Source organism: Phormidesmis sp. 146-12 (assembly GCF_052939495.1).
The window spans coordinates 1-24,208 of the sequence record NZ_JBJPHS010000050.1 but is presented as its reverse complement, the minus strand read 5'-3'; the positions used below and the strand labels follow the sequence as shown (position 1 = coordinate 24,208).

28 protein-coding genes and 1 pseudogene are annotated in these 24,208 nt (G+C 48.5%); 11 read left to right on the top strand and 18 right to left on the bottom strand.

Going from position 1 to position 24,208, the window contains the following annotated elements; genetic code table 11:
• The first annotated feature begins 318 nt into the window (after positions 1-318).
• The gene (locus ACKFKF_RS20100; protein ID WP_446869341.1) at positions 319-1,110 is read left to right on the top strand and encodes a sensor histidine kinase; all 792 of its coding nucleotides are present in this window, start codon (positions 319-321) and stop codon (positions 1,108-1,110) included.
• Positions 1,111-1,155: 45 nt separating this feature from the next.
• Positions 1,156-2,040: a 4-hydroxybenzoate solanesyltransferase gene (locus ACKFKF_RS20095; RefSeq protein ID WP_446869340.1), complete on the top strand. Its 885-nt coding sequence runs from the start codon at positions 1,156-1,158 to the stop codon at positions 2,038-2,040.
• A gap of 18 nt (positions 2,041-2,058) precedes the next feature.
• On the opposite strand, the gene ACKFKF_RS20090 is transcribed toward ACKFKF_RS20095, so the two are convergent.
• The 13 genes from ACKFKF_RS20090 to ACKFKF_RS20030 form a co-directional block, all read right to left on the bottom strand.
• Positions 2,059-2,433, bottom strand: coding sequence for a hypothetical protein (locus tag ACKFKF_RS20090; protein WP_446869339.1), 375 nt, complete (start codon positions 2,431-2,433; stop codon positions 2,059-2,061).
• A complete protein-coding gene (locus tag ACKFKF_RS20085) occupies positions 2,430-2,762 on the bottom strand; it encodes a DUF5674 family protein (RefSeq protein ID WP_446869338.1) in 333 nt (110 codons plus the stop codon). Before ACKFKF_RS20085 ends, ACKFKF_RS20090 begins: the two co-directional genes overlap by 4 nt.
• 104 nt (positions 2,763-2,866) lie before the next feature.
• Entirely contained in the window at positions 2,867-4,735 is a 1,869-nt protein-coding gene (locus ACKFKF_RS20080; RefSeq protein ID WP_446869337.1) for a caspase family protein, read from the bottom strand.
• Positions 4,736-5,101 (bottom strand): Pepco domain-containing protein, encoded by a 366-nt coding sequence (locus ACKFKF_RS20075; RefSeq protein ID WP_446869336.1) that lies wholly within the window; start codon positions 5,099-5,101, stop codon positions 4,736-4,738. It abuts the gene before it with no gap.
• A 30-nt stretch (positions 5,102-5,131) separates the two neighbouring features.
• Complete coding sequence (locus tag ACKFKF_RS20070; RefSeq protein WP_446869335.1) at positions 5,132-5,344, bottom strand: DUF6887 family protein; 213 nt, start codon at positions 5,342-5,344, stop codon at positions 5,132-5,134.
• A complete protein-coding gene (locus tag ACKFKF_RS20065; protein ID WP_446869367.1) occupies positions 5,341-5,520 on the bottom strand; it encodes a DUF6888 family protein in 180 nt (59 codons plus the stop codon). Before ACKFKF_RS20065 ends, ACKFKF_RS20070 begins: the two co-directional genes overlap by 4 nt.
• Before the next feature lie 117 nt (positions 5,521-5,637).
• Positions 5,638-6,186, bottom strand: coding sequence for a ribosome recycling factor (gene frr / locus ACKFKF_RS20060; protein ID WP_446869334.1), 549 nt, complete (start codon positions 6,184-6,186; stop codon positions 5,638-5,640).
• A complete protein-coding gene (pyrH, locus tag ACKFKF_RS20055) occupies positions 6,173-6,901 on the bottom strand; it encodes a UMP kinase (protein ID WP_446861935.1) in 729 nt (242 codons plus the stop codon). The genes frr and pyrH overlap by 14 nt, the downstream gene beginning before the upstream one ends.
• A 111-nt stretch (positions 6,902-7,012) precedes the next feature.
• Complete coding sequence (hisA, locus tag ACKFKF_RS20050; protein WP_446869333.1) at positions 7,013-7,786, bottom strand: 1-(5-phosphoribosyl)-5-[(5-phosphoribosylamino)methylideneamino]imidazole-4-carboxamide isomerase; 774 nt, start codon at positions 7,784-7,786, stop codon at positions 7,013-7,015.
• Positions 7,787-7,921: 135 nt separating this feature from the next.
• Complete coding sequence (locus ACKFKF_RS20045; RefSeq protein WP_446869332.1) at positions 7,922-8,569, bottom strand: hypothetical protein; 648 nt, start codon at positions 8,567-8,569, stop codon at positions 7,922-7,924.
• A complete protein-coding gene (locus ACKFKF_RS20040) occupies positions 8,538-8,885 on the bottom strand; it encodes a type II toxin-antitoxin system RelE/ParE family toxin (protein WP_446869331.1) in 348 nt (115 codons plus the stop codon). The genes ACKFKF_RS20045 and ACKFKF_RS20040 overlap by 32 nt, the downstream gene beginning before the upstream one ends.
• A gap of 16 nt (positions 8,886-8,901) precedes the next feature.
• A complete protein-coding gene (locus ACKFKF_RS20035) occupies positions 8,902-11,046 on the bottom strand; it encodes a pentapeptide repeat-containing protein (RefSeq protein WP_446869330.1) in 2,145 nt (714 codons plus the stop codon).
• A gap of 355 nt (positions 11,047-11,401) precedes the next feature.
• Entirely contained in the window at positions 11,402-11,614 is a 213-nt protein-coding gene (locus ACKFKF_RS20030; protein ID WP_446869329.1) for a hypothetical protein, read from the bottom strand.
• Positions 11,615-11,747: 133 nt separating this feature from the next.
• Between ACKFKF_RS20030 and ACKFKF_RS20025 the strand changes: the two genes are divergently transcribed.
• Positions 11,748-11,960: a hypothetical protein gene (locus tag ACKFKF_RS20025; RefSeq protein ID WP_446861941.1), complete on the top strand. Its 213-nt coding sequence runs from the start codon at positions 11,748-11,750 to the stop codon at positions 11,958-11,960.
• A 160-nt stretch (positions 11,961-12,120) separates the two neighbouring features.
• Here ACKFKF_RS20025 and psbC read toward each other — a convergent pair whose 3' ends face one another.
• Complete coding sequence (gene psbC, locus ACKFKF_RS20020) at positions 12,121-13,506, bottom strand: photosystem II reaction center protein CP43 (protein WP_446869328.1); 1,386 nt, start codon at positions 13,504-13,506, stop codon at positions 12,121-12,123.
• Positions 13,490-14,551: a photosystem II D2 protein (photosystem q(a) protein) gene (gene psbD / locus ACKFKF_RS20015; protein ID WP_446861943.1), complete on the bottom strand. Its 1,062-nt coding sequence runs from the start codon at positions 14,549-14,551 to the stop codon at positions 13,490-13,492. Before psbD ends, psbC begins: the two co-directional genes overlap by 17 nt.
• Positions 14,552-15,010: 459 nt before the next feature.
• Here psbD and ACKFKF_RS20010 point away from each other — a divergent pair, with 459 nt between their 5' ends.
• The 5 genes from ACKFKF_RS20010 to ACKFKF_RS19990 all read left to right on the top strand — a co-directional run bounded on the left by ACKFKF_RS20010 (position 15,011) and on the right by ACKFKF_RS19990 (position 20,260).
• The gene (locus ACKFKF_RS20010; RefSeq protein ID WP_446869327.1) at positions 15,011-15,574 is read left to right on the top strand and encodes a photosystem I assembly protein Ycf4; all 564 of its coding nucleotides are present in this window, start codon (positions 15,011-15,013) and stop codon (positions 15,572-15,574) included.
• A 115-nt stretch (positions 15,575-15,689) separates the two neighbouring features.
• Positions 15,690-16,442, top strand: a complete 753-nt coding sequence (locus ACKFKF_RS20005; RefSeq protein WP_446861945.1) for a peptidylprolyl isomerase — start codon at positions 15,690-15,692, stop codon at positions 16,440-16,442.
• Positions 16,443-16,584: 142 nt separating this feature from the next.
• Positions 16,585-17,811 carry a beta-ketoacyl-ACP synthase gene (locus ACKFKF_RS20000; protein WP_446869326.1) on the top strand — a complete coding sequence of 409 codons (1,227 nt, stop codon included), beginning with the start codon at positions 16,585-16,587 and terminating at the stop codon, positions 17,809-17,811.
• A 30-nt stretch (positions 17,812-17,841) separates the two neighbouring features.
• Entirely contained in the window at positions 17,842-19,383 is a 1,542-nt protein-coding gene (locus ACKFKF_RS19995) for an FAD-dependent oxidoreductase (RefSeq protein WP_446869325.1), read from the top strand.
• Positions 19,384-19,438: 55 nt separating this feature from the next.
• Positions 19,439-20,260, top strand: a complete 822-nt coding sequence (locus ACKFKF_RS19990) for a SirB1 family protein (RefSeq protein WP_446869324.1) — start codon at positions 19,439-19,441, stop codon at positions 20,258-20,260.
• A gap of 11 nt (positions 20,261-20,271) precedes the next feature.
• On the opposite strand, the gene ACKFKF_RS19985 is transcribed toward ACKFKF_RS19990, so the two are convergent.
• Positions 20,272-20,727, bottom strand: coding sequence for an SRPBCC family protein (locus tag ACKFKF_RS19985; protein WP_446861949.1), 456 nt, complete (start codon positions 20,725-20,727; stop codon positions 20,272-20,274).
• Positions 20,728-21,158: 431 nt separating this feature from the next.
• Here ACKFKF_RS19985 and ACKFKF_RS19980 point away from each other — a divergent pair, with 431 nt between their 5' ends.
• Together ACKFKF_RS19980 and ACKFKF_RS19975 are read left to right on the top strand one after the other, a co-directional pair.
• Entirely contained in the window at positions 21,159-22,823 is a 1,665-nt protein-coding gene (locus ACKFKF_RS19980; protein WP_446869323.1) for a mechanosensitive ion channel, read from the top strand.
• A gap of 115 nt (positions 22,824-22,938) precedes the next feature.
• Positions 22,939-23,088 (top strand): hypothetical protein, encoded by a 150-nt coding sequence (locus tag ACKFKF_RS19975; protein WP_446869322.1) that lies wholly within the window; start codon positions 22,939-22,941, stop codon positions 23,086-23,088.
• Here ACKFKF_RS19975 and ACKFKF_RS19970 read toward each other — a convergent pair.
• The gene (locus ACKFKF_RS19970; RefSeq protein WP_446869321.1) at positions 23,067-23,318 is read right to left on the bottom strand and encodes a hypothetical protein; all 252 of its coding nucleotides are present in this window, start codon (positions 23,316-23,318) and stop codon (positions 23,067-23,069) included. The genes ACKFKF_RS19975 and ACKFKF_RS19970 overlap by 22 nt on opposite strands.
• A 26-nt stretch (positions 23,319-23,344) precedes the next feature.
• Here ACKFKF_RS19970 and ACKFKF_RS19965 point away from each other — a divergent pair.
• Positions 23,345-23,410: pseudogene (locus tag ACKFKF_RS19965) on the top strand (DUF4351 domain-containing protein); the annotation flags it as partial.
• Between the two features lie 225 nt (positions 23,411-23,635).
• On the opposite strand, the gene ACKFKF_RS19960 reads toward ACKFKF_RS19965, so the two are convergent.
• Complete coding sequence (locus ACKFKF_RS19960; protein WP_446869320.1) at positions 23,636-24,172, bottom strand: ABC transporter substrate-binding protein; 537 nt, start codon at positions 24,170-24,172, stop codon at positions 23,636-23,638.
• Positions 24,173-24,208: the final 36 nt, after the last annotated feature.

Below are 24,208 nucleotides of genomic sequence, written 5' to 3'. Positions count from 1 at the left end.
TAACGGGTTAGAAGATAGATGCGTAGCTGACAGTTGATGGGTCGCGGTCTACTTTCTATCTTGACGGAGGACGATTAGAAGAGGTTGCAGATCGAGGGTCAGGTTGATCTTAAGAGTTTCTCAGGTCGTTTTTACAACAATTCATCAGACAAAATCTCTTCAGGTAGAAATGCTTGCCGTCCAACTTGCTAAAAAACTTTAGATTTGTAACATAATGAAATAATCTGAATAATTAGGCTCGTCAAGTGCCAAGGCATTTCCTGAACGGCCGCAGATGATCTCTTTCGCACTCAACGCCCAAACTGAGATTAAACTGAGATGTCTCACGTTCCTTTACCTGGTGAGAACCACAATCCGTCTCAGGGAAATCGCCCGATTGCCCCTCTGCTGGACACATCCGACCTGCTCGAAGTCTTGCTTCACGAAAAGCAACAACTGCAAGATCAGGTGGATTCTCAAACCGAGTTTATCCACTTATTGCTGCACCAACTCGCCACGCCGCTGACTTCGCTGCAAGGATCTGTCCATTTGCTGGGTGAGCCGTCTTTGAATGACGATCAGCGTCAGGAATTTTTAGATCTGATTCGCCAACAGGTCGAACATTTGCAAGAAATGCTGCAAAGCCTGGTCGCTTTGAGAAGGTTTGAAGCCGGGGTTTTGGTGTCTCAGCCGATCGCCTTCTCAGTTAGCGCTCTGGTTCAAGAAGTGATGGGTCTATTTCATCATTCAGCCGCCTATGAATTTCAGTCTGATTTGCCAGAGGTTTGGGGCGATCGCTGGCAGGTGTCCCAAGTGTTGATCAATCTTGTGTCCAATGCCATCAAGTATTCTCCTGCTCAGACTGCTGTCGTGATTGGGGCAATACATTCAGAGGGATCGGTGGAAGTGTGGGTGCGCGATCGAGGATTAGGGATTCCGATCGAGGCTCAACCTCATTTGTTTCAGCGATTTTATCGAGTGCGACACCGCGATCGAGCCAACATTTCGGGCACTGGGTTGGGACTTTCTCTCTGTAAGCTTTTGATCGAAAACCAGGGCGGTCAAATCGGTTTTGAATCCACCCACGGAGAAGGTAGTCGGTTTTTCTTTACCCTGCCCGTTGCACAATAGTTTTGGATGCTTTTGAACGCTGATTAGGCTCAATTCAAACCCTCTATGCTAACGACTCCCGAACCTATCTGGCTCAAAGTTCTTCGACTGTTGCGCTGGGACAAGCCAGAAGGACGCTTGATTTTGATGATTCCTGCGCTCTGGGCGGTGTTTCTATCTGCGAGAGGAACGCCTCCTTGGATGCTGGTCGCTGTGATTGTCTTAGGAACGCTGGCCACGAGTGCGGCGGGCTGTGTCGCCAATGATTTGTGGGATCGCAATATTGATCCTCAAGTCCAACGAACTCGCAACCGACCGCTTGCGTCGCGATCGCTCTCGATCAAGGTTGGTGTCGTCGTCATGCTGGTAGGGCTGGTGTGCGCTTATGGACTGGCAGCTTATCTAAATCGGCTGACGTTTTGGCTTTGTGTGGCCGCTGTTCCGGTCATCTTGCTGTATCCGGGCGCAAAACGAGTCTTTCCGGTGCCTCAGTTGGTGTTGTCGATCGCTTGGGGGTTTGCGGTTTTGATCAGTTGGAGTGCGGTCAGTTGTTCTGCGATTCCTGCGGCGACTCCTTGTTTGGGTCAAGAAACCTGGCTGCTTTGGGGCGCAACGGTTTTGTGGACGCTGGCTTTTGATACGGTGTATGCCCTGCCCGATCGCGAAGACGACCAGCGAATTGGCGTGAATTCAAGTGCGCTATTTTTTGGCAAGTATGCTCCGCAGGCGATCGGCGCTTTCTATACAGGAACGATCGTGCTTCTGGCAAAGTTAGGTGAGGTGATGCAGCTTGAATGGGCGTTTTGGTTGAGTTTGACGGTGGCAGCGATCGGCTGGGCGTACCAATATTACAAACTTTCTCAGGGCAAACTTCCAAACACACTTCACGCGCTCAGACTCGATGTGTTAGTGGGCTTTATTTTACTGGCTGGCATGATTGCGGGTTCGTAGGAAAATCTCAGGTAGTTCCTAGCATTGTTTCCTTAAAGGAACTGATTCTGAGAGCAAGTCCGATCGCTCTAAAATTCGGTCTGACCATTTCCGTGCCTGTTCGCTCATTTCGGTACGTTGGTCGAGGTCTGCCCAAAGGCCTGAGAAATCTTTCTCCCACCGAGTCAGTTGAGCGTACAACTCATTTAACTCAACAGCGACATTTGCCTCGACTTCACCAATCGTCCATTCGACAAAAAATTTACTCTCTTGTAGCATTTGCTCAACAGCTTGTTGCAAACTTTCCTCATACGAGAAAGACTTAATTCTAGATAGGTTAGAGGCAAGTTCTCCTAAACGAATTGGCACCCCATCTCGTAGAAATCGTTCTTTTAGTTGATTCCAATTTCTCATAACCCTCCTAATAACTGTTGAGTGATTTGAGTGACTTTTTCTCGAATTCTGGGGTCAAGAATTTCCATTGAGCGGTTTTGACGAGGACGAAGATTGATCATCGATTCATACTGCATTTTCTGCAACAGCGGCACCCAATCGGCTCCCCAAATACTTTGCTGTGTGCTGCCATTTTCGAGCAAAACCTTTTCGCAATCTGCATGAAGTTCTCCTCCACCTACGAGAAGTCCACGATCGACATCCACTGCTATTTTGATGTAGATTCCGTAGACTTCAAGCATTTCTTCGAGTTGCTGTGTGGTTGCTCGATCGCGAATCAAAACTATCAATCCTGCTGCCCAAATTCTAATACATTCTAAATTCTGTACAAATTTCAGTCTAAATTTCGTTTTTGTAAGCTTTCAAATTTGGGAGAAAAGACTTTTTTCACGCGCTACTTTATTGCCTGTAATGCTTTCCAGTCTGCGATCGCAGCTTCAGTCCAGAGCCAGTTTCGATAGAGTGTTCCGGGTAGGAAGCTATCGGGGGAGGATTTATTGACGCGATCGCGCAGTTTCACCGCTTCACCTCGAAGTCTAACTTTTTGAGCGGGAGGCTGACTGGAGGCAGATTTGAGAGAAGCCAGCGCCAAACCCGCATAGGCTGTCAGCACATCTTGAGAAGGGGCACCATTCTTTTTCTGTTCTTCGCTTAACTTGAGTGATTGAAACCAGGCATCTGTTGCCCTTTGCAAATTTCCTTCTGCATAGTAAGCAAAGCCCAGGGCATTAAAGTAAAGCGGATCAGGCTTGCCTTGGGTGGCGGCTTCCCAATAACGGCGCGGATCTCCCGGATCATAGTTGCGGTTGCCACGAGCGATTGATTGCCAGGCGATTCTGCCGTGTAGAAAATTAATCTCTGGTATGTCGCGTTGATTAGCAGGAACAGAAGCAAAGGCTGTTTCGGCGGCGGTGATAGCTCCACGATCGAGTAACGCTTCTACAGCTTGATTGCCAGTCTGAAGATTGCCTTGGCTGAAATTTTTAATCGCAAATGCTGTTAAGTCATTGACTTCAAATGATTGAAGAGAAGAAGAAATACTCGGAGTTTGAAACGAAAGACGGTCATCTGGAGTTTGACCAGAAGTGGGTCGCTCAGAAATTACGGGAGTGGGTACTTGACCAACAGGTGGAGTGGTTTGGTTAAACGAAAAAGCACCTCCTGTTTTTCTTATCCACAGTACCGCTATCAGCAGAAGGATTGATCCAATAAGATAGCCGGGAGTTGCTTCAATTGCTCGATTAATGCTTCTGCGAACGGCTTGAAAAACCAGGAGAGGCAAAGTTCCAGAATTTTCGCCTTTAACAGAACCTGTTTGTGTTTGGTCAACTACATATGATTGATCAGTATTTCCCAACCGTGATCGTTCAATTCTCTGTAGTGCCCTTACTGCATCCATATCCTGCCCAGATGCTGCTGCTAGAACTCGAATCCAAAGTTGTTCTGCCAATGCCACGTTTTGACTAACTTCTGCTTGATAAGCGTCATTTTTTAGGGTTGCAATATCGGAGAAGTCTGCGTGTTTCGGAATCAGGATCAGATTCGATCGCCCGATCGGTTCTGCAATGGTGTAAGGCGTTTGCTGTGCTTTGCTGTGATGTTGCCGAACAATTTCTGGAACACGATTTTCAAGATATTGATTTAATCGCTCAACCGTGGCACATCGACCCCGAATTCCCAATCCTTCGAGCAACGCTGCTGTAAATGCCCCTTGTTGAATTGCTTCGATTTCGTAAGAATACTGGTCAGGACTGCACGAGAAAATACTAATGACACCTGTACGCCGTGCCTCTTCTTCTGTTTGGCGACCAATGCCTTGACCACTCTTTTTGCTGTCGTTGCGACACGCATCCAGCATCATCACAATATTGTCTGCGCCACAGCGACGTAAGCGATCGGTAATATCATGGGTCGCAATCCCCGTATTCTCCACATCTTCTGAGTCGCCATCCAAAGGCATCAAATAATCACGATCGTCATAACGAATTCCGTGACCACTGAAGAAAAACCAAAAGTTGTCGCCTGCTCCCATAAATGGCTGCTCAAAGATTTGTCGCATTACCCGCAGCAGGTTTGTTCGGAAGGGTTCGGTGGATTTATCGCCAAGTGGAGAGGAATCATCAGAGAAGAAGAAAACACGATCGAATCCAGCATCGTTCAACAAGAAATTTTGCATCAACTCAGCGTCTCGCTTAGCGTACCTGAGCGGTTGCAGAAAGCGATACTGATTAATGCCGATTACGATCGCCCAGTTCTTAGCCATTTATTCTGAAGCAATGCGCGTAAACTTCATTTTGATTGCGCCTTTGCCAGTCGCTTTTCCTCCTGCTACTAGTTTAATCTCTCCCTCTCCACTGATCTCTACAGACAACTCAACTTCAGCTAATTGCATCCCAGATATCTTTTCTGATGATTGCTCTGTAAGCGCCTGCTGCTCTGCTTGCTGAAACAATCGTCCAACAACTTGCAAAAAGGCTGCCATCTTTTTCTCTAGTTCTGTAACATTCAGCTTCACTTCTTTGAGACCCGCCACGCGCTGCTGGACTTCTTCTCGCCAACCTCTCTGCCCCTCTAGTGGAGCCAATTCAGAACTATCATCAGTCACCACATAGATAAAGTTTTCCTGCATCGTGATTTTGTTGAACCTCTTTGAAAATTTCTAAGATTCTTCTATCTTTCTAATTTGATTGTGAATAGCTTCCTCGATCGCTGCTAAATCTTCTGGTGTTTGAGGAAAGGGATTCCACTGTGTATTTTGATTGTCGTCTTTCAAACGATCGACTAGGTTATAAAACGCCTCGCGATCGCCTCGATGTTTAAGCACATAAGCTCGTAATTCGGACTTACTCATCAGTTTAAAATCTGGCTTCATGCAATAAATCTCCACAGCCCATTGCGACTAACTTGAATCTGAAGTTCTTCTCCAGCAAAAATGAAGATTGAGCCATCCCGCTTGTCTAGGCGCAAAACCTCAATAGAGCGAAAGCAGTCAGTTAGAGACTGGCACAAGATAATACATATCACTCCTTGCTCAGATGTTGGAAGAATAACTTCTACCTCTAAAAAATTCTCCGATCTTATGTTACATACTGGGGAGAACCCATAAAATAAAGACGACCCAAAGAACGGATCGCCTCCATCAAATTTCTAACGAAGCTGGAAGAATTAAACAGTCGTAATATCCTTTTCTTTTTGCGCTAAAACCTTTTCAGTTTCAGCAATGTATTTGTCAGTGAGTTTTTGAATTTTGTCCTGCAAATCTCTGGCTTCGTCTTCAGAAATCTCTTTGTCTTTTTCCTGTTTTTTCACCGTATCAATTCCGTCACGGCGAATATTACGGATCGAAACTTTGCCTTCTTCTGCATATTTGGCGGCCAGTTTGACTAGCTCTTTACGACGATCGCTCGTCAACGGCGGAATATTGAGCCGAATCACCGAGCCATCATTGTTGGGCATCAACCCCAAATCAGACATCGAAATTGCTTTCTCAATAATCGACAGACTGGAGCGATCGTAGGGTTGAATCTGGATCGTACTCGAATCAGGCGTACTGACATTGGCTAAAGACTTAAGAGATGAAGGCACCCCGTAATATTCGACCGAAATTTTGTCTAGCAGACTGGTGCTAGCCCGACCCGTACGAATTGTATTAAACGACCGCTGAACGGCTTCGATCGCCTTCTTCATATGGTCTTCGACTTCAGCAAACTTCACAAAAACCTCCGACAATCGTTCCGATAGGTTCTCCCATCACTGCCCGTTTTACGTTTCCGGGAACTGACATGTCAAAAACAACAATGGGGATATTGTTATCTTTACACAATGAGATGGCGGTACTGTCCATCACTTTCAAATCATGGGTCAAAACGTGAGAATAAGTCAGACTTTGAAAGCGTTTTGCGTCAGGATTGTGAGTCGGATCTGCGTCATACACGCCGTCTACTTTCGTCCCCTTAAACAGCACTTCTGCATTGATTTCGGCGGCTCTCAGAGCAGCAGTCGTATCTGTCGTAAAGAACGGGTTACCTGACCCCGCCCCAAACACGACTACACGACCTTTCTCTAAGTGACGCATCGCCCGACGACGAATATAAGGTTCTGCGACTTCTTGCATGGCGATCGCAGTCTGCACTCGTGTCTGTACTCCCAATTGTTCTAGCGCGTCTTGCAGGGTCATGGCATTCATCACCGTGGCGATCATGCCAATATAGTCAGCGGTGGCCCGATCCATGCCTGCCGCCGCCCCTTTGACCCCTCGAAAAATATTGCCGCCGCCCACTACGATCGCCACCTGTACTCCATTGGCCACGATTTCTGACACCTCTTGGGCGATACCCGTGACAACAGCAGGGTCAATCCCGTAGGACAGGTCGCCCATCAGAGCTTCACCACTGATCTTCAGCAGAACCCGCCGATAAGTTATTCCCATGTGACGATGACTTGCTCTTATTCAATTGCTTTCACCCTAAGATAGCAGCAGATATAGCGTTTGGCTAAATTTCTGTAAGCTCAATATCAAACTGTTCACTCTACAGGCAGGTTAGCCGATCGCAGATGAGCCAAAGTCAGGTGGAATGTCCTGCCAGCGGCCCTGTCCTACTGCTCGAATCGCCTCCTTGAGGGACACGTCTCCGGTATAAATGGCACGCCCGACGATCGCTCCGGTCACCCCTTGCGGTTCTAACGCCAACAAACTCAGCAAATCCGTTACCGAGCTAACTCCCCCCGACGCAATGACAGGAATCGCGACTACCGCAGCCAATTCTCGAAGCGCCGCCAGATTGGGCCCTTGTAGAGTTCCGTCTCGATGAATGTCGGTGTAGATAATGGCGGCGGCTCCCAACTGGGCCATTCGTTCTGCCAACTCAGTCGCCAACACTTCTGAAGTTTCTAGCCAGCCTTTGGTCGCCACTTTTCCATTTCGGGCATCGATGCCGACGATGATTTGCCCCGGAAATTCACCACACAGTTCAGCGACAAGCTTAGGATTCTCGACGGCAACTGTTCCCAAAATAGCCCACCGGACACCCGTCGCCAGTAAAGCCGCAACGCTGGAGTGATCGCGCAGTCCGCCCCCAACTTCGACAGGCACCGTTACGGCTTGAACGATCGCGGCGATCGCTGCCAAATTCACCGGGTTTCCTACCTTGGCTCCATCTAGATCCACCAAATGCAGCCGAGTTGCCCCCTCCTCAGCCCACTGCTGCGCTACCGCAACCGGGTCGTCATTGAACACTTCTGATTGGTTGTAGTCGCCCTGATACAGTCGGACACATTTACCGTTGAGCAGGTCGATCGCGGGAATCACTTCCATAGGTTTTTGACTGTAGGTTTTTGACTGTAGGAACAAACCTCATTGTCGGTGAAGAGGTTACAGGTCGGTGAAGAGGTTACAGATTGAGTGACGGCTCAAGCACCCCGGACTCGATCGCAGAAGTTCCCTAATGACTCATTCCAATCCTAGAGCTTTGCTGATCAGAGGCAGTAGTTTTGTACAAGCTTCTGCAAGTTTGGCGGTGTCGGGGAGAAACGAAGCTGCGTTTTTGAGAAACGTAACGGACTGAGTGCCCAGGCTTTTCTTCTCAGTCTGATCAGGATTTTGTGCCACTTCTGCCAGAGTTTTGACTTGTTCGAGGGCGGTTGCTTTGCCTTTGTTGGGGAGGTCAGGGTCAGACTCGATCGCGCTCTGCAACTGCTTGAGCAAGTCTGCGAGTTCGGCATGGCAAAAGGTGGAATGCAGGGGATTGATCGAATGGGTGCTGCCCATCTCACTAAGGTTAGAAGTGGGCGGTTGAGCGACAACCGTTAGCTTCAGTCCTAGTTGATTTAACCAGTCCGCTAAACTTTGGATGGCTTGACTTCCCGGTTGACTTAGTAAATCGTCGAGCTTTTGTTGATGGTCGGCTGCTTGCAGCAATGGGTGTGATCGACTCAGCGCCTCAGATACATTTAGCAGCGCTAGATGCAGTACGTCAGGTTCAGCGGTGGCTTCTTCAAGATGTGTCTCTAGATAGGTCGCTGCGTAGGTGCGATCGCTCAGGCGCGAGATCAAATAGTCCTGATAGCTATGACTCACGGGCGCTTTGACGTTGTTCATAATCTTCCCAGTATTCTTTTGCCTTGAGGATGTCACTGTTTTGGGTGCTTTTGTCGCCACCGCAGAGTAACAAGACGATCGTGGTTTCAATCTGATTGAAGTAGATGCGATACCCTGAGCCGTAGTCAATCCGCAACTCGTAGACACCGGAGCCGACAGAGCGATGATCGCCCAAATTGCCCAAACGCACGCGATCGAGTCTTTTATTGATAATAGTTTGAGTTTTGATGTCTCGCAGCGCTTCTAGCCATTGTGTGAAGGGCACTTTGCCGCTGGCTGTTGTGTATAGCTGAATGTCTCTGAGTTGCGGTTCCATTCGTTAATCGCGGCACTCAGCCCAGTCCTAACGCTTTGCTGATCAGCGGTAACAGCTTACTACAGGCTTCGACGATCGTGGCGGTGCTGGGAAGGGCGGCGACTGTCCCTTTCAAAATTTTGACTGAAGTGGCGGCGAGTTTCTTGAGAGTGCTGTCTTGGGGGTTTTCTCCGGCTTTTGCCAGAGTGCCGATTTGCTCTAGGGCTTCGGTTTTGTCGGGGGGCGTGAGGTCGGGGTCGGACTCGATCGCGCGCTGTAACTGCTTGAGCAAGTCTGCGAGTTCGGCGGCTTGGGGGTGGGCGGATAGCTGGTTGAGGGTGTTGGTGAGGTTGCCGCTGATTTCACCGAGGTTGAAGGAGGAACCTGTGGCGTTGAGGTTGCCGCCGACGTTGAGGTTGCGGCTTTGGTCGCTGCTATTGCTCATAAGCTTGTTCTCGTTAATGATGCTGATTGGTCGATTTGCCAGTGAGCGAATGGCTCCTAACATATCTGTATTTTGCTGACGGTAGTAGGTAATGTCGCTGTCTTTGGCTTGCAGTTCTGCTTGATAGCGGGCTTCGATCGCTTTGAGAGCAAGTTCATATTGCTGGTTAAACTCACTGTGAATTTTTGGCTTATTGGCATTGTGCGGGACGCTGACTCGCACCACCACAACGCCATCGCCTTTATTCTCAATGCTCTGGATTTCTAGCGGGGTCTCTTCGTTTTCGACCTGCACTTGCTTAAAAGCAACGACAAAGGCTTTCCAGTCGATGCCGTTGCGGAAAATCAGATCGACGGTGTTCAGGACTTCTTGAAAGAGTTTGGTGAATTCACCGGGGGCAAAGTTGCCGCTACTGGGGCGGCGTTCTTGCTCGTTTCGCAACAAATACACATGTTGACAATCTACCTGCTCTAAGTTGGCATGACTGTCGATGTTCCAGGCTTCTAGACAAGCTCCGGTGAGGGTCGCCCCCCTGAAGTCGGCATTGAGAACAAGGCTTTCAGTCAGATTGGCGTTCTTCAGGTTGACATAGTGTAGGGTGGCGCAGGTCAAATCTGCCCAAGTCAGGTTTGCTTGTTCTAAGTTGACCCCATCCAGGTTTGCGGCTCGCAGGTTGGCATCAATGTATGATTTCTGGTAGCCGTTGCGAGTGATGAGCAAGTCGCGCACAGCCGGGTTTGTCAGAATGGAATTGCCAACTCTGGCGCGATCGAGTTGTTTGGCATCTTGCCAGCACACCCAGTCCAAAATAGTTTTGCGTTCTCGATGCTTCTTGCCGTGAGCGTCTTTTTCCCAGGTATTCGTAAAATTCGTGTTTTTGAGTGTCGCTCTGGTAAAGTTTGCGGCGGTCAGATCTGCACCGCGAAAGGAAGTCCCGCCGATCGTCGAGAGGACGAGTGAGGTTTTCCAAATCAAAGCAAACTTGTCATTTCCCTTGAGGGTGTGCCATCCCATGTAACCCCCTAGGAGGGTTTGGGCAATCGCCCAGGCCGCAAATAAGGGCACGATCACGTCAAGAGGAACTTCTACAACATCGGGTGTACTGCCAAACTGTTTCCCGGCTAATGCTCCAGCCAGCATGGTCGCTCCGTAGAGGGGTGCAACAAGCAAGCCAATGGCTGCCCCTAGCTCAATGGTTGCCACGACTATCGAACCAGCCACCAAATCAGAACCCCCCAGAGACAACACAACTGGCAAGACGATCACAATTGTAAAAGGGATGATTTCACCGCCTGTCAGTGCTGAAAGCCCCATAAGCAGTAGGGAGATCGCCATCACGATCGCAATCACCACAAACCCCGCTTCTAAACCCTGATAAGCAATGACAGCGGAGACGAGGGCAAAGATAGCAATGGCAAGCCAGTTGAGTTCAAGGTTCGATCGCCAAAGGAACCATCCACCATGAATAAAAGAGAATGCAACCACAAAACTGATGATTAACCCTAAACAAAAGAGGATGGCAAATCCAAGCTTCCAGTTAGTGGGTAGCCCTGCGTTTGCTCCGACGAAACTTGCTTTTTTCAAAATGGCGTTGCTGAAGTCCGTTCCTCGAATGTCTGCCTCGCTAAAGTCGGCACCAGAGAGGTTTTGTCCTCTAAACGACTGCCCGCGCAACCTGGCACAGCGAAAATCTCGCTCTTCGGCGGCATAGCGTCTAAGGACTTCGCTGGCTTTCATGGGAAGGGAGGAGGGATGAGGGATGAATTTGGGCGAACTCATCAGGGTTTGATACAGCGATAGCACAAAAAATACGAAAAAGAGAACTCTTTACTGCAATTTTCGAGTTCAGAACATCCCGGTTCTAGTTTTGAGGTGCAAATTCCGAGTTCTGAGGTCGAGTGATCGAGTTCTGAAGTGGAAGTTCCGAGTTTTGAAGTGGAAGTTTCGAGTTCTGAGGTCGAGTGGTCGAGTTCTGAACTACAAGTTCCAAGTTCTGAGCTACAAGTTCCGAGTTCTGAGCTACAAGTTCCGAGTTCTGAGGTGGAACGATCGCGCTTCAAGCCTGATCGTTTGATTTCTAATCGCGATCGCTTCAGCACGAAACCGGATCTCGATTCAATTTTTGCGGCTCCAGGTCAAATGCCACATAAAAGTTGCCCTGCCCTGCCTTTCGCTTGAGAAACCGCACATGATCATCCGCATCAATTTTGTGGCAGGCGCGCCCAGTCACCCTGGGCAATTCTTCGGGAAAGTCAGCCACGATCAGATAGAGGCGATACACGTCCCTGAAACTTGGTTGATTCATAATTCACTCTAAAAACTTCTTGAGCGTTACTGTATCACTCTACCTAAAATGCTGCAACTAGCAGCAATAAGTAATGCAACGCTGCATAATGTATGAAACGCATTAAAACGTACTGTCTACAGGAAGTTAATCTATGAATAGCCCCGTAGAAAGACAGAGTAAATTTGTGCCCGATCGTCAGAGCGTAGATATTGAAGGACTTCGAGAGCGTCTTGTAAACGCTTACGCAGAAAACCATCTGTGGGAAAAGCTATCAATGGCCCAGAAATTGCGGCAGCTAATTGAGGAACGTCTGGACGAAATCGAAGCTGCAAAGAAGCGATTGCCGAATCCAAGTGACGAGTAAGCACGATACTCAAAGACTTCTCTAGAGACGAGCGCAACTCTCTATCAGAGTTAGATCCAAAATTGAGCGAGAAGGCTTGATACCAGAAGATTGAATGCCATAGAAAAAGGCCCCTGCGATCAAGTGCAGAGGCCCTAGTTTTATTCAGTACCTGACTCAATTAGTCGAGGTTAGGCATTGCGAGTACGGGTTCCGACTCGCGATCGATTCCTTTCTCAAAGCCAGCGGCCGCTGCCCGAGCGCGACCTGCGTGCCAAAGGTGTCCAACCAGGAAGAAGAAGCCCATCACAAAGTGGAAGGCTGCCAGCCAGGCGCGAGGAGACACATAGTTAAAGGAGTTAATTTCTGTCGCCACACCTCCAACAGAGTTGATTGAACCCAGAGGAGCGTGAGTCATGTACTCAGCCGCACGGCGAGTCTGCCAGGGTTGAATGTCATTCTTGATCTTGTTCAAATCAAGTCCATTCGGCCCACGCAGAGGCTCCAACCAGGGGCCACGGAAATCCCAGAAGCGCATCGTTTCTCCACCAAAAATGATTTCACCTGTCGGAGAACGCATCAGGTATTTACCCAAACCTGTCGGGCCTTGAGCAGAACCCACGTTCGCACCCAGTCTTTGGTCACGAATCAAGAAGGTCATGGCTTGAGCCTGAGACGCTTCAGGGCCAGTAGGGCCGTAGAATTCACTCGGATAAGCCGTGTTGTTGAACCAAACAAACGTGGAAGCAATAAAGCTCATCAAAGACAACGCACCGATACTGTAGGAGAGATAAGCCTCACCTGACCAGACAAAGGCGCGACGCGCCCAACCAAAAGGCTTGGTGAAGATGTGCCACAGTCCACCTGCGATGCAGATGAGTCCAACCCAAATGTGACCGCCGACAATATCTTCCAGGTTGTCAACGCTGACGATCCAGCCGTCGCCACCAAAGGGAGACTTCAGCAAGTAGCCGAAGATGATTGCAGGGTTGAGAGTCGGATTCGTGACCACACGAACGTCACCACCACCAGGTGCCCAGGTGTCATACAGACCACCAAAAGCCATCGCCTTAGCAACCAACAACAGCGCACCCACGCCCAAAAGGATCAGGTGGTAGCCAATGATGTTGGTCATTTGGTTTTTGTCTTTCCAGTCGTAGCCGAAGAAACTGGAGTATTCCTCCAGAGTTTCAGGGCCGCGAACTGCGTGGTAAATACCACCAAACCCAAGAACCGCAGAAGAGATCAGGTGCAGAACACCGACCACAAAGTAAGGAAAGATGTCAATGACTTCGCCGCCAGGGCCCACGCCCCAACCTTGAGAAGCCAAGTGAGGCAGAAGAATCAGACCTTGCTCGTACATCGGCTTTTCAGGGATGAAGTGAGCGACTTCAAACAAAGTCATTGCTCCAGCCCAGAAAACGATCAGACCAGCGTGGGCAACGTGAGCACCCAGCAACTTACCAGAGAGATTGATGAGGCGGGCATTTCCAGACCACCAGGCAAATCCTGAAGATTCCTGGTCGCGATTACCCGCAATGGTTGAATTATTAGAGAGCGTTACCACGGGGCAGAACCTCTTCGGGGAATACAAATTTTTCGTGAGGCTGATCTTGAGTAGCCATCCAAGCGCGGATGCCCTCATTCAGCAGAATGTTCTTGGTGTAGAACGTCTCAAACTCTGGGTCTTCAGCCGCCCGTAGCTCCTGCGAGACGAAATCATACGCCCGCAAGTTCAACGCCAGACCGATGATGCCCACCGAGGCCATCCACAACCCCGTCACGGGCACAAACAGCATGAAGAAGTGCAACCAGCGCTTGTTGGAGAAGGCAATCCCAAAGATCTGTGACCAGAAGCGGTTTGCCGTCACCATTGAGTAGGTTTCTTCACTCTGCGTCGGGTTGAACGCCCGGAAGGTGTTGGCGTTTTCGCCATCTTCAAACAGCGTGTTCTCCACGGTTGCGCCGTGAATCGCACAGAGCAACGCACCACCCAGGATGCCCGCCACGCCCATCATGTGGAACGGATTCAACGTGAAGTTGTGGAAGCCCTGGATGAACAGAATAAAGCGGAAGATGCCCGCCACCCCAAAGCTGGGGGCGAAGAACCAACTCGATTGCCCCAACGGGTACATCAAAAACACCGACACAAACACGGCGATCGGTCCTGTGAAGGCGATGGCGTTGTAGGGTCGGATGCCCACCAGTCGGGCAATCTCTAGCTGACGCAAGCAGAAGCCAATCAGTCCGAAGGCTCCGTGCAGCGCCACGAATGACCACAGTCCGCCGATTTGGAACCAGCGGGTCAGGTCACCTTGGGCTTCCGGTCCCCACAGCAGCAGTAGGGAGTGTCCCAGACTGTCAGCAGGGGTGGAGACGGCAACGGTCAGAAAGTTGCAGCCTTCGAGGTACGAGGACGCGAGTCCGTGGGTGTACCAGGAGGTGACGAAGGTGGTGCCGGTCATCCAGCCCCCCACAGCCATGAAGGCGCAGGGGAACAACAGAAGACCAGACCAGCCGATGAAGACGAAGCGATCGCGTTTCAACCAGTCGTCCAGGGCATCAAAAATGCCTCTGCTCGGTTGTTGCGCGCGTCCAACTGCAATGGTCATGAATTAAACCCTCGTAGTCTTTACTAAAATGCGAGTTTTCTAGAGTGAACGCGTTTATATGTCTACATATAATAAGAGAAATCAGAAATTTTACAAAGCGAAACGTCAAATCTCAGCAAACTTTTTATCAAATTTTCTGAAAACATCAGAAATACCAATGGTTTCAGCAGTTCAAGAAAATTCATGCCTTCCTGAGACGAAATGACTATTTGAGTATTTTTGCTCAGGGTTAATTGTCATAAAGCTTTGTTTCTCTTAACGATTTAACATGTGCTGTCGATCGCGATTCTTTTGCCGAGGTGAATGTGGGGCGTAATATACTGGTTTAGAGGTTGCTCTAGAATTGCCAACTTTTTAGACCCCTGTTTCTCAGCTTTGCATCTCGATCTGTTGTAAAGCTTATCAGTCAACGGCTGCAACTCTGATTTTGTCATCTCTTCTTCAGGCAATGAATGTCCTATGACTGCACAGACAACTCCTACTAACCTGATTTTACGCAAAGAGATTTTGGGTTCTCGACGATTTAGCAATTACTGGTGGGCGACGGTTATTTCGCTCGGTGCGACCGGATTTCTCCTAGCAGGAATTTCTAGCTATTTAAAGATTAACCTTCTGCCCTTTGCCGACCCAACGACGCTGATCTTTGTGCCGCAGGGTTTGGCGATGGGCTTGTATGGAGCGGCTGGCACGCTACTGGCAATTTACCTGTGGCTGTCCGTGATTTGGAATCTGGGAGGCGGCTACAACGAATTCAACAAGCAGACGGGTGATGTAAAGATCTTTCGCTGGGGATTTCCGGGGAAGAATCGCGAAATTGAGTTGAACTTTAAGGCATCGGATGTGCAGGCTGTAAAAGCCACTCTGAGAGAAGGGATCAGCCCCAAGCGATCGCTTTATTTGCGGGTTAAAGGAATGCGTGATATCCCATTGACGCGAGTAGGTGAACCTCTGCCCCTCTCAGAATTAGAAAATCAGGCGGCGGAACTGGCTCGCTTTTTGGGTGTGCCGCTAGAAGGACTGTAGCTCTACATGCCTAACCCTCAAACTTACTTTTACAATGATCTGGGCTAATTCCTGGTTGCAACTGGGCCTTTTTGCTTAGTATGTTGAGGTGACTTTGTTGGAAGGGTAACTAAAAATGCAGACAAAAATCCGAAATTGGCTATTATCCACGTTGGCGGTTGCCATCTTCGCGATCGCTGGATGCGGCTCACAAGCAAATTCTTCGGCTCCGACCGCTCCGCCAACTGCTTCCCCTTCGGCAGCTTCTCCGATCCCAAGCGTTCAGGCAACTTCGCAAGCGGCAGGCGTGCCCAGGCTAGACGGGAAGGCGACAGTCGTAATGACGGTGAAAGGGTCGCCCATTACAATCGAGGTCGATGGGACTGATGCCCCTGTCACGGCTGGCAATTTTGTGGATCTGGTCGATCGCAAGGTTTACGATGGTTTAGTCTTTCATCGAGTCGTGCGAGAACCTCAGCCATTTGTGGTGCAGGGTGGCGATCCCCAAGGCAAAAATCCTAATTTTCCTTTAGAGCAGTTAGGGACGGGCGGGTTTACTGATCCAGCAACGGGACAGGCTCGTAATATTCCCTTAGAAATCAAGCCTGAGAAGACAAGTGATGCGATCGTCTACAGCAAGATTCTCGATTCTGGCGCACCCAAGCTCAAACACACTCGTGGCGCGGTAGCAATGGCACGATCGGCGTTTCCCGATTCAGCGTCTTCTCAGTTTTACTTTGCCCTGTCTGATCTGCAATTTTTGGATGGCAGCTATGCAGTCTTTGGCTATGTGACGCAGGGAATGGAAGTGGTGGATAAGATTCAACAGGGCGATCGCATTGAGTCTGCCAAAGTCACCCAGGGATTAGACAAGCTCAAGAAGGGTTAGGAATCTCATAGCGGCTTCAGGTTTGCATCAAGGCAGACTGTCCTAAACTTGCGAGGCTCTTTAGATAGATCCCCGATTTCTCAAAGAAGTTGGGGATTTTGTTGTAGCGAGTTTAGTCTGAGGTCTACCGTCTTTGCCGCTTTTGTCCAGCAAATTAGGGAATTCGTATCAGACTGACTACATTCACAAGTTAGCTTCAGACATGGATGTTGTGGTGACTGGGATCGGACTTGTCTCAGCGTTAGGAAATCTTGAAGCTAGTTGGAGTGGTTTATTGAAAGGGCGATCGAGTATTCAACTTTATCAACCCTTTCCACAACTGCCGCCAAAACCTCTAGCACTGATTGACAAATATCCTGCTGGGTTGGTGGACTTGACTGAGCAAATCGTCTGGGATGCGCTGCAAGACGCTGGACTTTCTTTGCCGTTGGCAGATTGTGGCGTGGTGATCGGGTCGAGTCGGGGCAATCAATCCGCTTGGGAAAAATTGACGACTCACTCCAACCCAACGCTGCTAGAAAATTGGCTAGAAACGTTGCCTAATTCTGCTGCGATCGCGGCGGCTCGACTGCTCAAAACTCATGCTCCTGTTTTTTCACCGATGGCCGCCTGTGCAACTGGAATTTGGGCGATCGCTCAAGGCTATGAACTGATTCAATCCGGGCAGTGTGACCGAGTGATTGTGGGAGCGGTGGAGGCTGCGATTACGCCCTTGACGCTGATTGGGTTCGATCGCATGGGGGCATTGGCACAAACGGGTTGCTATCCCTTTGATGGCGATCGGGAGGGCTTAGTTCTTGGTGAAGGGGGAGCCGTTTTGGTATTAGAAACTGCGGAGTTGGCAAGCTGTCGAGGAGCCAGCGTTTATGGTCAAATTCGAGGATTTGGGCTGACGGCAGATGGGTTTCATGTCAGTGCGCCAGCCCTCGATAGACGCACCGCGATCGCCACCATTCAGCACTGTTTAGAGAGAAGTGGCTTGAACCCTGAGAAAGTTAATTACATTCATGCTCACGGAACCTCGACGCAAGTTAACGATCGCACTGAAGCTCATTTGATCCAAACTCTCTTTCCACAAGGGGTTCCGGTCAGTTCAACTAAGGGAGCAACGGGTCACACTTTGGGAGCGTCTGGCGCTTTGGGGGCTGCGTTTTGTTTGATGGCCCTGCGGGAGCAGAGATTGCCGCCCTGTGTGGGGTTGAGATCGCCTGAATTTGAGTTGGACTTTGTGACAGAGGCGCGGTCTCTTCAAGTCAATCACGTTCAAGCTAGTCACAAAGGGTCGTCCTCGATTGAGAATGTTTTAAATTTTAGTTTTGGGTTTGGGGGGCAAAATGCGGCGGCCTGCTTTAGTCGTGCGTCACGGTAGACTTTTGAAAAAGGCTGTCACTAAATTTCCATGACTCTTACCGAACAAATTCTCTCGCAACTTGCAGGCGATGTCTTGAGTGGATTGAGGCGCACCGATGAATTGTGGCGTTCTCTTCGAGAAGATCGATTAGCTGTTTCCCAGGTGGTTCAAGAAAGTGGTGTTTGGTTAGAAACGCTTGATTATGATGTCATTATCTGCGGCGGCACATTAGGAATTTTGATCGGAGCGGCGCTGGTTCAAAAAGGGTGGCGAGTTGCCTTATTAGAGCGGGGGATTTTGCGAGGACGAGAGCAGGAATGGAATATTTCTCGTCAAGAACTTCAGGTATTTGTTGAGTTAGGTTTGCTGACTGAAGAAGAATTAGAGAGCGCGATCGCTACTCAATTTAACCCCGTTCGAGTTAGCTTTTCAGGGGGTTCTGAAGTCTTTGCTAAAGATGTGCTCAACAACGGAGTCGATCCCGTTTTCTTACTAGAAACCCTAAAACAAAAATTTTGCAATTCAGGTGGAAAGCTATTTGAAAATACGCCCTTTCAAGAAGTCACTGTGCATCCCAATGGCGTTTCTATTCAAAAAGAATTTACTGCCCGATTAATGTTAGATGCGATGGGGCATTTTTCGCCGATCGTGCGGCAAGCTAGACAAGGCAAAAAACCAGATGCAGTCTGTTTAGTTGTAGGCAGTTGTGCAAAAGGATTTCCTGAAAATAAGTCGGGTGATTTAATTGTGTCATTTACACCGATACAAAATCAGTGCCAATATTTTTGGGAAGCTTTTCCGGCTAGGGACGGTCGAACAACTTATCTGTTTACTTATTTGGATGCAGAAGTCGATCGCATCTCTTTAGAAACGCTGTTTGAAGAGTACTTTCGTCTATTACCTGAATACCAAAAGATTAAACTCTCTCAGCTTCAATTTGAGCGCGTTTTATTCGGACTTTTTCCCTGCTATCGTGACAGTCCCCTCAAGCCAAAATGGGATCGTATTCTGCCTGTTGGCGATAGTAGCGGCAGTCAGTCTCCCCTGAGTTTTGGAGGATTTGGGGCAATGGTGCGCCATCTAAAACGTTTGACAGAAGGGATTCATGAAGCGTTGGAAACTGATGTTTTGCATCGAGATGGGTTGGCCCCTCTACAGCCCTATCAGCCAAATCTCACAGTAACCTGGCTCTTTCAGCGAGCGATGAGCGTAGGCGTTGACCAAAAGATTGAACCCAATCAAATCAATGAATTGCTGGCGATCGTCTTTCAAGAAATGCAGCAGTTAGGAGATCCCGTTCTCAAACCTTTTCTACAAGATGTTGTCCAGTTTATTCCCCTACTTCAAACCTTAATGAAGACAGGACTTTCTCATCCCAAACTGGTGCTTAAAATCATTCCACAAGTTGGTATTTTGACATTATTGGATTGGGCCAAACACTTCAGTAGTTTGGCAACCTATTCATTGCTTTATCCATTTGGCAAAACTTTGACACCCTGGACAAAAAATTTATTACCAATTCAACAATATTATTGGAATCGTTGGATTCAAGCCTGGAAATACGGCTCCGGAGAAGATTATAAAAAATAGCTTTTTCTCATAGATAGAAGTTGATAATCTAGAAAGAGAACCTCCCACTGAAACAATGGAATTTTCCCTCGCTCGCCAACAGTTTTATCAAGAAGTGCGTCAACTCGATGAACATATTATTCTGGAAAAAGCAGCCCTTCATATCGCACAAGAAGAATATCCAACTTTAGAGGTCGATCGCTATCTCACCCGATTAGATGACATTGCTGAAGAAATTCGTAAACGCCTTCCGTTGGAACCTTATCCGCTCAAAACCCTGCAAACCATCAATCGCTATCTGTTTGATGAGCTAAAGTTTGTCGGCAACACAACAGACTATTATGATCCCCGCAACAGTTTCTTGAATGATGTACTTGATCGCCGCACAGGGATTCCAATCACTTTATCTGTTGTTTATCTAGCGATCGCTCAAAGAATCGATTTTCCAATGGTGGGAATTGGGATGCCCGGACATTTTCTGATTCGCCCTGATCAAGAAGAAATGGAAGTCTTTGTAGATCCGTTTACTCAAGGCGAAATTCTATTTCCTCAAGACTGTCAAGACCGCTTAAGTCAACTTTTTGGTCAGCCTGTTGAGATGCAGCCTCAGTTTTTAGAAACCATTAGTAATCGACAGCTTTTAGCCCGAATGTTGACTAATCTCAAAGCAATTTATCTTAATAAAAATCAAATTGAATCTGCCTTAGCTGCGATCGAACGTATCCTTTTACTGTTTCCCAACGCGGCTCTAGAACTGCGCGATCGTGGCATTCTCTACTTTCGTACCAACCGCTGGATTGAGGCTCGACAAGATTTAGAACTGTATTTAGAAATGATGCCGAAAGCTGACGATCGCGATGTGATTCAGCAACTATTAAATCGGATGAGTAACCGATAATTGTCAGCATCCTAGCTTACACTTTGATAAACTTCCTCAGCCACTCGCTTGAGCCGTCGCAGTTGAGCCTGCATATCTTCTCGCGTCAACTTAGCGGCAAAAGTATCAAACCCAAAGCGGACGATCGGATTCGGAATCTCAAATTCAAACCGATTTACCAAACGAGTGCCTCGCGCTTCTGGCTTACACTCCCAGCGATCGCGCCCCTTAAAAAAACCCTGAAACTCCCAAACCACAAGCCCTGGCTCTCGCTCAACTACCACACTCTTAAGCGTCGGCTGCAAAACCGGAACCTGGATCACAAATCGGCTGCGGCTGCCCAAATCGGTAGACCAATCGCCCACAGGTTCGCATCGCAGAGCGGGATTAAGCCAACGGTGCATCAAAACTTGATCAGTAATACAGCGCTCAACCACGATCGCACTCGCATTAATTTGAATCGATTGCTCAAAGATTTGGGATGACATGTTAACTGGTGGTCAAAGAAACTAACTAGTGAATTCTAAAAAATATCTCTTTAGAACGAAGATTAGTCGGTAGGAACCTGCGATGTTATGCAGTGCTTGTGACATTCAATTCTCACAAAGCTAAGGATATCTACCGCTGCTCTAAAGATTTGAATGCTGTGAACTCTTCTAAAACTTTATGGTAATTTACCAAAACTTCAAAATAGTATTTCTGAAGTCTTTTCAGTTTAGGGAGTTACCAGTAATCTGATGAGGCAACCGTACTTTTCTCTAGTCGCAGGTTGCTGACTCTACGCGCTCTAGATAGGAACACGTAAGCTGATTTATACATAGTACTGACCGCTTTCCGACCTGATTCTAGACGCATGTTTCATTGATGAAGTGAATTGCGCGTCTTGCTTGATTAAATAAATGAGGTTAACTAGACAACCATGAACGAAATTTGGCACAGTCTTGGTCAGCTAACTGGGGTGCAAACGTGGATGCCCGATCGCGTTTTGGCACAAGCTGGTACTGATTTCTCGCCGATCCCCTATCTCCAACAAAGCAATCTGATGAACATTGTCCTCCAGTTGTTGGGGGCGCTGGCAATTTTGCTGATTGGCTGGCTGGTAGCGGGCATTGTTTCCAGTGTGGTTCGCAATCTGCTCAAAAAAACAGATTTAGACAATCGTCTGGCGGGGTGGGTTTCTGGTGGGCGGACTCGCAGCGCAGTTAACACCGAACAAATCGGAGCCGCGATCGCCTTCTGGATCATTATGATATTGGCAGTCGTCGCTGCCCTGAATGCGCTCAACCTGACCACGGTTTCTCATCCGCTCAACAATTTCCTCAACCAGATTTTTGCGTTCTTGCCTCGCCTAGGATCGGCCGCGATTTTGATTGGAGTGGCTTGGGTGGTGGCAACGCTGGCCAAGGCGGTCGCAGTTCGCACAGCACAGTCTTTCTCACTAGATGAGCGCATTGCCGAACAGAACGATGCTGACCCACTAGCCCCCAGTCCCTTTTTGCTAAGTGAAACGCTGGGAAATGCGCTTTACTGGTTTGTGTTTCTGTTTTTCTTGCCGCTAATTTTGGGCGTTCTCGATTTGCAGGGGCCGCTTCAGCCTGTTCAAAATTTGCTGAATGATATTCTGGGTGCCCTCCCAAATATTCTCAAAGCGGTTCTGATTGGTGTGGTGGGCTGGTTTGTGGCACGAGTGGTCAGGGGCATCGTTACCAATCTGCTCTCAGCTACTGGAACGGATCAGGTTGGCGCAAAACTCGGTCTCAGCCGAACTGGAGGCGGACAATCGCTATCCTGGCTAATTGGCACGATCGTCTATGTCTTAATTCTGATCCCAACGGCTACGGCTGCCTTAGATGCCTTACAGATCCCCGCGATCTCTGGGCCCGCAACGGCAATGTTGAATCAAATTCTCAGCGCCATCCCGCAGATCTTTACCGCAGCAATCATTCTAGCCATCGCCTATGTGATCGGAAAGTTTGTCGCCGATTTGGTAAGCAACATTCTCGCCAGTGTTGGTTTCAACAACGTCTTTTACTGGTTAGGGCTGCAAGCGGCTCCCCATACGCCTCAAGTTCCCCCGACCGAGTATGACACTGAGTTTCAGACGGGTGAAACGCTGCTTCAAGCGTCGGATACTCCGTCGTCTACGCGCACGCCTTCTGAAATTGCGGGTGTGGTCGTGCTGGTGGGTATTTTGCTCTTCGCAACCGTCCCGGCGGCTGATGTTCTCAATCTACCTGCCTTGACGCTGATCATTACGGGGCTGCTGGCGATTTTTGGTCGCCTTCTGGTTGGGTTGGCGGTGTTCGCGGTGGGCTTGTATTTGGCAAACTTGGCTTACAGCCTGATTACTAGTTCGGGAAGTCGTCAATCAAAGTTTTTGGGTCAGACGGCTCGAATCGCAATTATTGCACTGGTGGCAGCGATGGCACTTCAACAAGCAGGGATTGCCCCTAATATTGTGAATCTGGCGTTTGGACTGTTGTTAGGCGCGATCGCCGTTGCGATTGCTCTCGCCTTTGGCCTGGGTGGAAGAGATGTAGCGGCCGACCAGCTTCGCGACTGGCTCAAAGATTTCAAAGGTTAGAACTCTCTCGACGTTAAACATTCAGTGCGTTGCTCAGGTGACGCACTTTTTTCGTGATCACGATCGCCGCTCACCCGAAACTTTTATAGTTGGAGCCTATTCCGCATTGCCTTTTATGACTCAGATCGTCCAGGCAAATGAACCAACGCTCAGTGAGGTTGAAGATCAGTTTAATCTGCGTCAAGTGCTGGATGACCCGACCTTCTTCTCAGAGTGGCAAAGTAACCTCAGTAGATCGCAAAGTCAACCCGAAACAGGCAAATAAATGGCTGTAATCAAGGGAAATCGTCGTTCCACCGCGTGAGCGAGGAAGTTCAGCATGGTTTTGAGGGGAAACAAAGTCTGAAAAACCCTCTGCCCGCCTAGTCTTGGGTGAGAGATGAAACACCGGAGCAAATAGACCCACAAATTCACCAGAATAAAGGCTAACGCGACAAATAGAAATCTGAGGATGGGATTTTTGGTGGTGGTGCGAATGCGATCGCGTTTCGGCATTATCGGTAGATCAACTCGAATCATTAGGGGAAGCATTACTTGATTTTTCCAATGTTGCAAATTTAGAAGCTTGGCTGATAGAACAAAATTAGAGGAGCGATTAGCGCAAAGCGCAACTCCGCAGGAACCGCACTAAATCATTAAGCGATCGACGTTTTGAGAAATGATAGAGCGATCGCAAAAACCATTCAGCGATCAACCATCAGAGCGCGATCGCTGTTCAGGTGAAGCGCGATCGACGAAGCTTGTGGAAGGGGCATCGCAGGGGTGCGATCTCTGTACCAATGTTGCTCGCTCGTATAGGTGACAGTTTCTTACTAGGGCGTATTAACAAGGTATTTTTCGAGGTCATCTAATATCTTATTCGCTCCTGACATACCCTGTACTCGCCAAGCTTCTTGATCAACAATGTAGACTCGACCATTTTTGACTGCCTCTAAACTGTTAATTAAGGAATTTTGGAAATAAAAATCTGGTGTTTTCTTGTCAACATGAGCGTCAGCAATAAATAGAACATCAGCATCAAATTCATCAATTGTTTCAATACTGAGGTTAAAACTATCGTGCATTGTGAGGTTCTGGCGGAGACCAATATCAGTTAGAACTTGAGTCGCTACACCGATACCGCGTTTGTCAAGAAGTCCTCCAATAAAACTATCTCCATAGATAATGACGGAAACCTCAGTTTGCTGTAATTGGTCTCCTAGATGCTCTTGCAACTCCTTAATACGCTTTTGATATTGAACAAGAACTTCCTTTGCCTTCTCTTCTTGACCAACTATTTGGGCAATATACTGAAGATTTTTCTTTACAGTCTCCAGGTTAGGAGTAGGTACCAGCCCTCTAAAGGTCATTTGAGCGCTTTTTAATATTTGTTGTCATCCCTGTCA

Bases quoted from the DNA above. Each gene is read 5' to 3' on its own strand.
- ACKFKF_RS20100 (WP_446869341.1), top strand. From the start codon at position 319: ATGTCTCACGTTCCTTTACCTGGTGAGAACCACAATCCGTCTCAGGGA.
- ACKFKF_RS20095 (WP_446869340.1), top strand. From the start codon at position 1,156: ATGCTAACGACTCCCGAACCTATCTGGCTCAAAGTTCTTCGACTGTTG.
- ACKFKF_RS20090 (WP_446869339.1), bottom strand. From the start codon at position 2,433: ATGAGAAATTGGAATCAACTAAAAGAACGATTTCTACGAGATGGGGTG.
- ACKFKF_RS20080 (WP_446869337.1), bottom strand. From the start codon at position 4,735: ATGGCTAAGAACTGGGCGATCGTAATCGGCATTAATCAGTATCGCTTT.
- ACKFKF_RS20075 (WP_446869336.1), bottom strand. From the start codon at position 5,101: ATGCAGGAAAACTTTATCTATGTGGTGACTGATGATAGTTCTGAATTG.
- ACKFKF_RS20070 (WP_446869335.1), bottom strand. From the start codon at position 5,344: ATGAAGCCAGATTTTAAACTGATGAGTAAGTCCGAATTACGAGCTTAT.
- pyrH (WP_446861935.1), bottom strand. From the start codon at position 6,901: ATGGGAATAACTTATCGGCGGGTTCTGCTGAAGATCAGTGGTGAAGCT.
- hisA (WP_446869333.1), bottom strand. From the start codon at position 7,786: ATGGAAGTGATTCCCGCGATCGACCTGCTCAACGGTAAATGTGTCCGA.
- ACKFKF_RS20045 (WP_446869332.1), bottom strand. From the start codon at position 8,569: ATGAACAACGTCAAAGCGCCCGTGAGTCATAGCTATCAGGACTATTTG.
- ACKFKF_RS20040 (WP_446869331.1), bottom strand. From the start codon at position 8,885: ATGGAACCGCAACTCAGAGACATTCAGCTATACACAACAGCCAGCGGC.
- ACKFKF_RS20035 (WP_446869330.1), bottom strand. From the start codon at position 11,046: ATGAAAGCCAGCGAAGTCCTTAGACGCTATGCCGCCGAAGAGCGAGAT.
- ACKFKF_RS20030 (WP_446869329.1), bottom strand. From the start codon at position 11,614: ATGAATCAACCAAGTTTCAGGGACGTGTATCGCCTCTATCTGATCGTG.
- ACKFKF_RS20025 (WP_446861941.1), top strand. From the start codon at position 11,748: ATGAATAGCCCCGTAGAAAGACAGAGTAAATTTGTGCCCGATCGTCAG.
- psbD (WP_446861943.1), bottom strand. From the start codon at position 14,551: ATGACCATTGCAGTTGGACGCGCGCAACAACCGAGCAGAGGCATTTTT.
- ACKFKF_RS20010 (WP_446869327.1), top strand. From the start codon at position 15,011: ATGACTGCACAGACAACTCCTACTAACCTGATTTTACGCAAAGAGATT.
- ACKFKF_RS20005 (WP_446861945.1), top strand. From the start codon at position 15,690: ATGCAGACAAAAATCCGAAATTGGCTATTATCCACGTTGGCGGTTGCC.
- ACKFKF_RS19995 (WP_446869325.1), top strand. From the start codon at position 17,842: ATGACTCTTACCGAACAAATTCTCTCGCAACTTGCAGGCGATGTCTTG.
- ACKFKF_RS19990 (WP_446869324.1), top strand. From the start codon at position 19,439: ATGGAATTTTCCCTCGCTCGCCAACAGTTTTATCAAGAAGTGCGTCAA.
- ACKFKF_RS19985 (WP_446861949.1), bottom strand. From the start codon at position 20,727: ATGTCATCCCAAATCTTTGAGCAATCGATTCAAATTAATGCGAGTGCG.
- ACKFKF_RS19980 (WP_446869323.1), top strand. From the start codon at position 21,159: ATGAACGAAATTTGGCACAGTCTTGGTCAGCTAACTGGGGTGCAAACG.
- ACKFKF_RS19975 (WP_446869322.1), top strand. From the start codon at position 22,939: ATGACTCAGATCGTCCAGGCAAATGAACCAACGCTCAGTGAGGTTGAA.
- ACKFKF_RS19970 (WP_446869321.1), bottom strand. From the start codon at position 23,318: ATGCCGAAACGCGATCGCATTCGCACCACCACCAAAAATCCCATCCTC.
- ACKFKF_RS19960 (WP_446869320.1), bottom strand. From the start codon at position 24,172: ATGACCTTTAGAGGGCTGGTACCTACTCCTAACCTGGAGACTGTAAAG.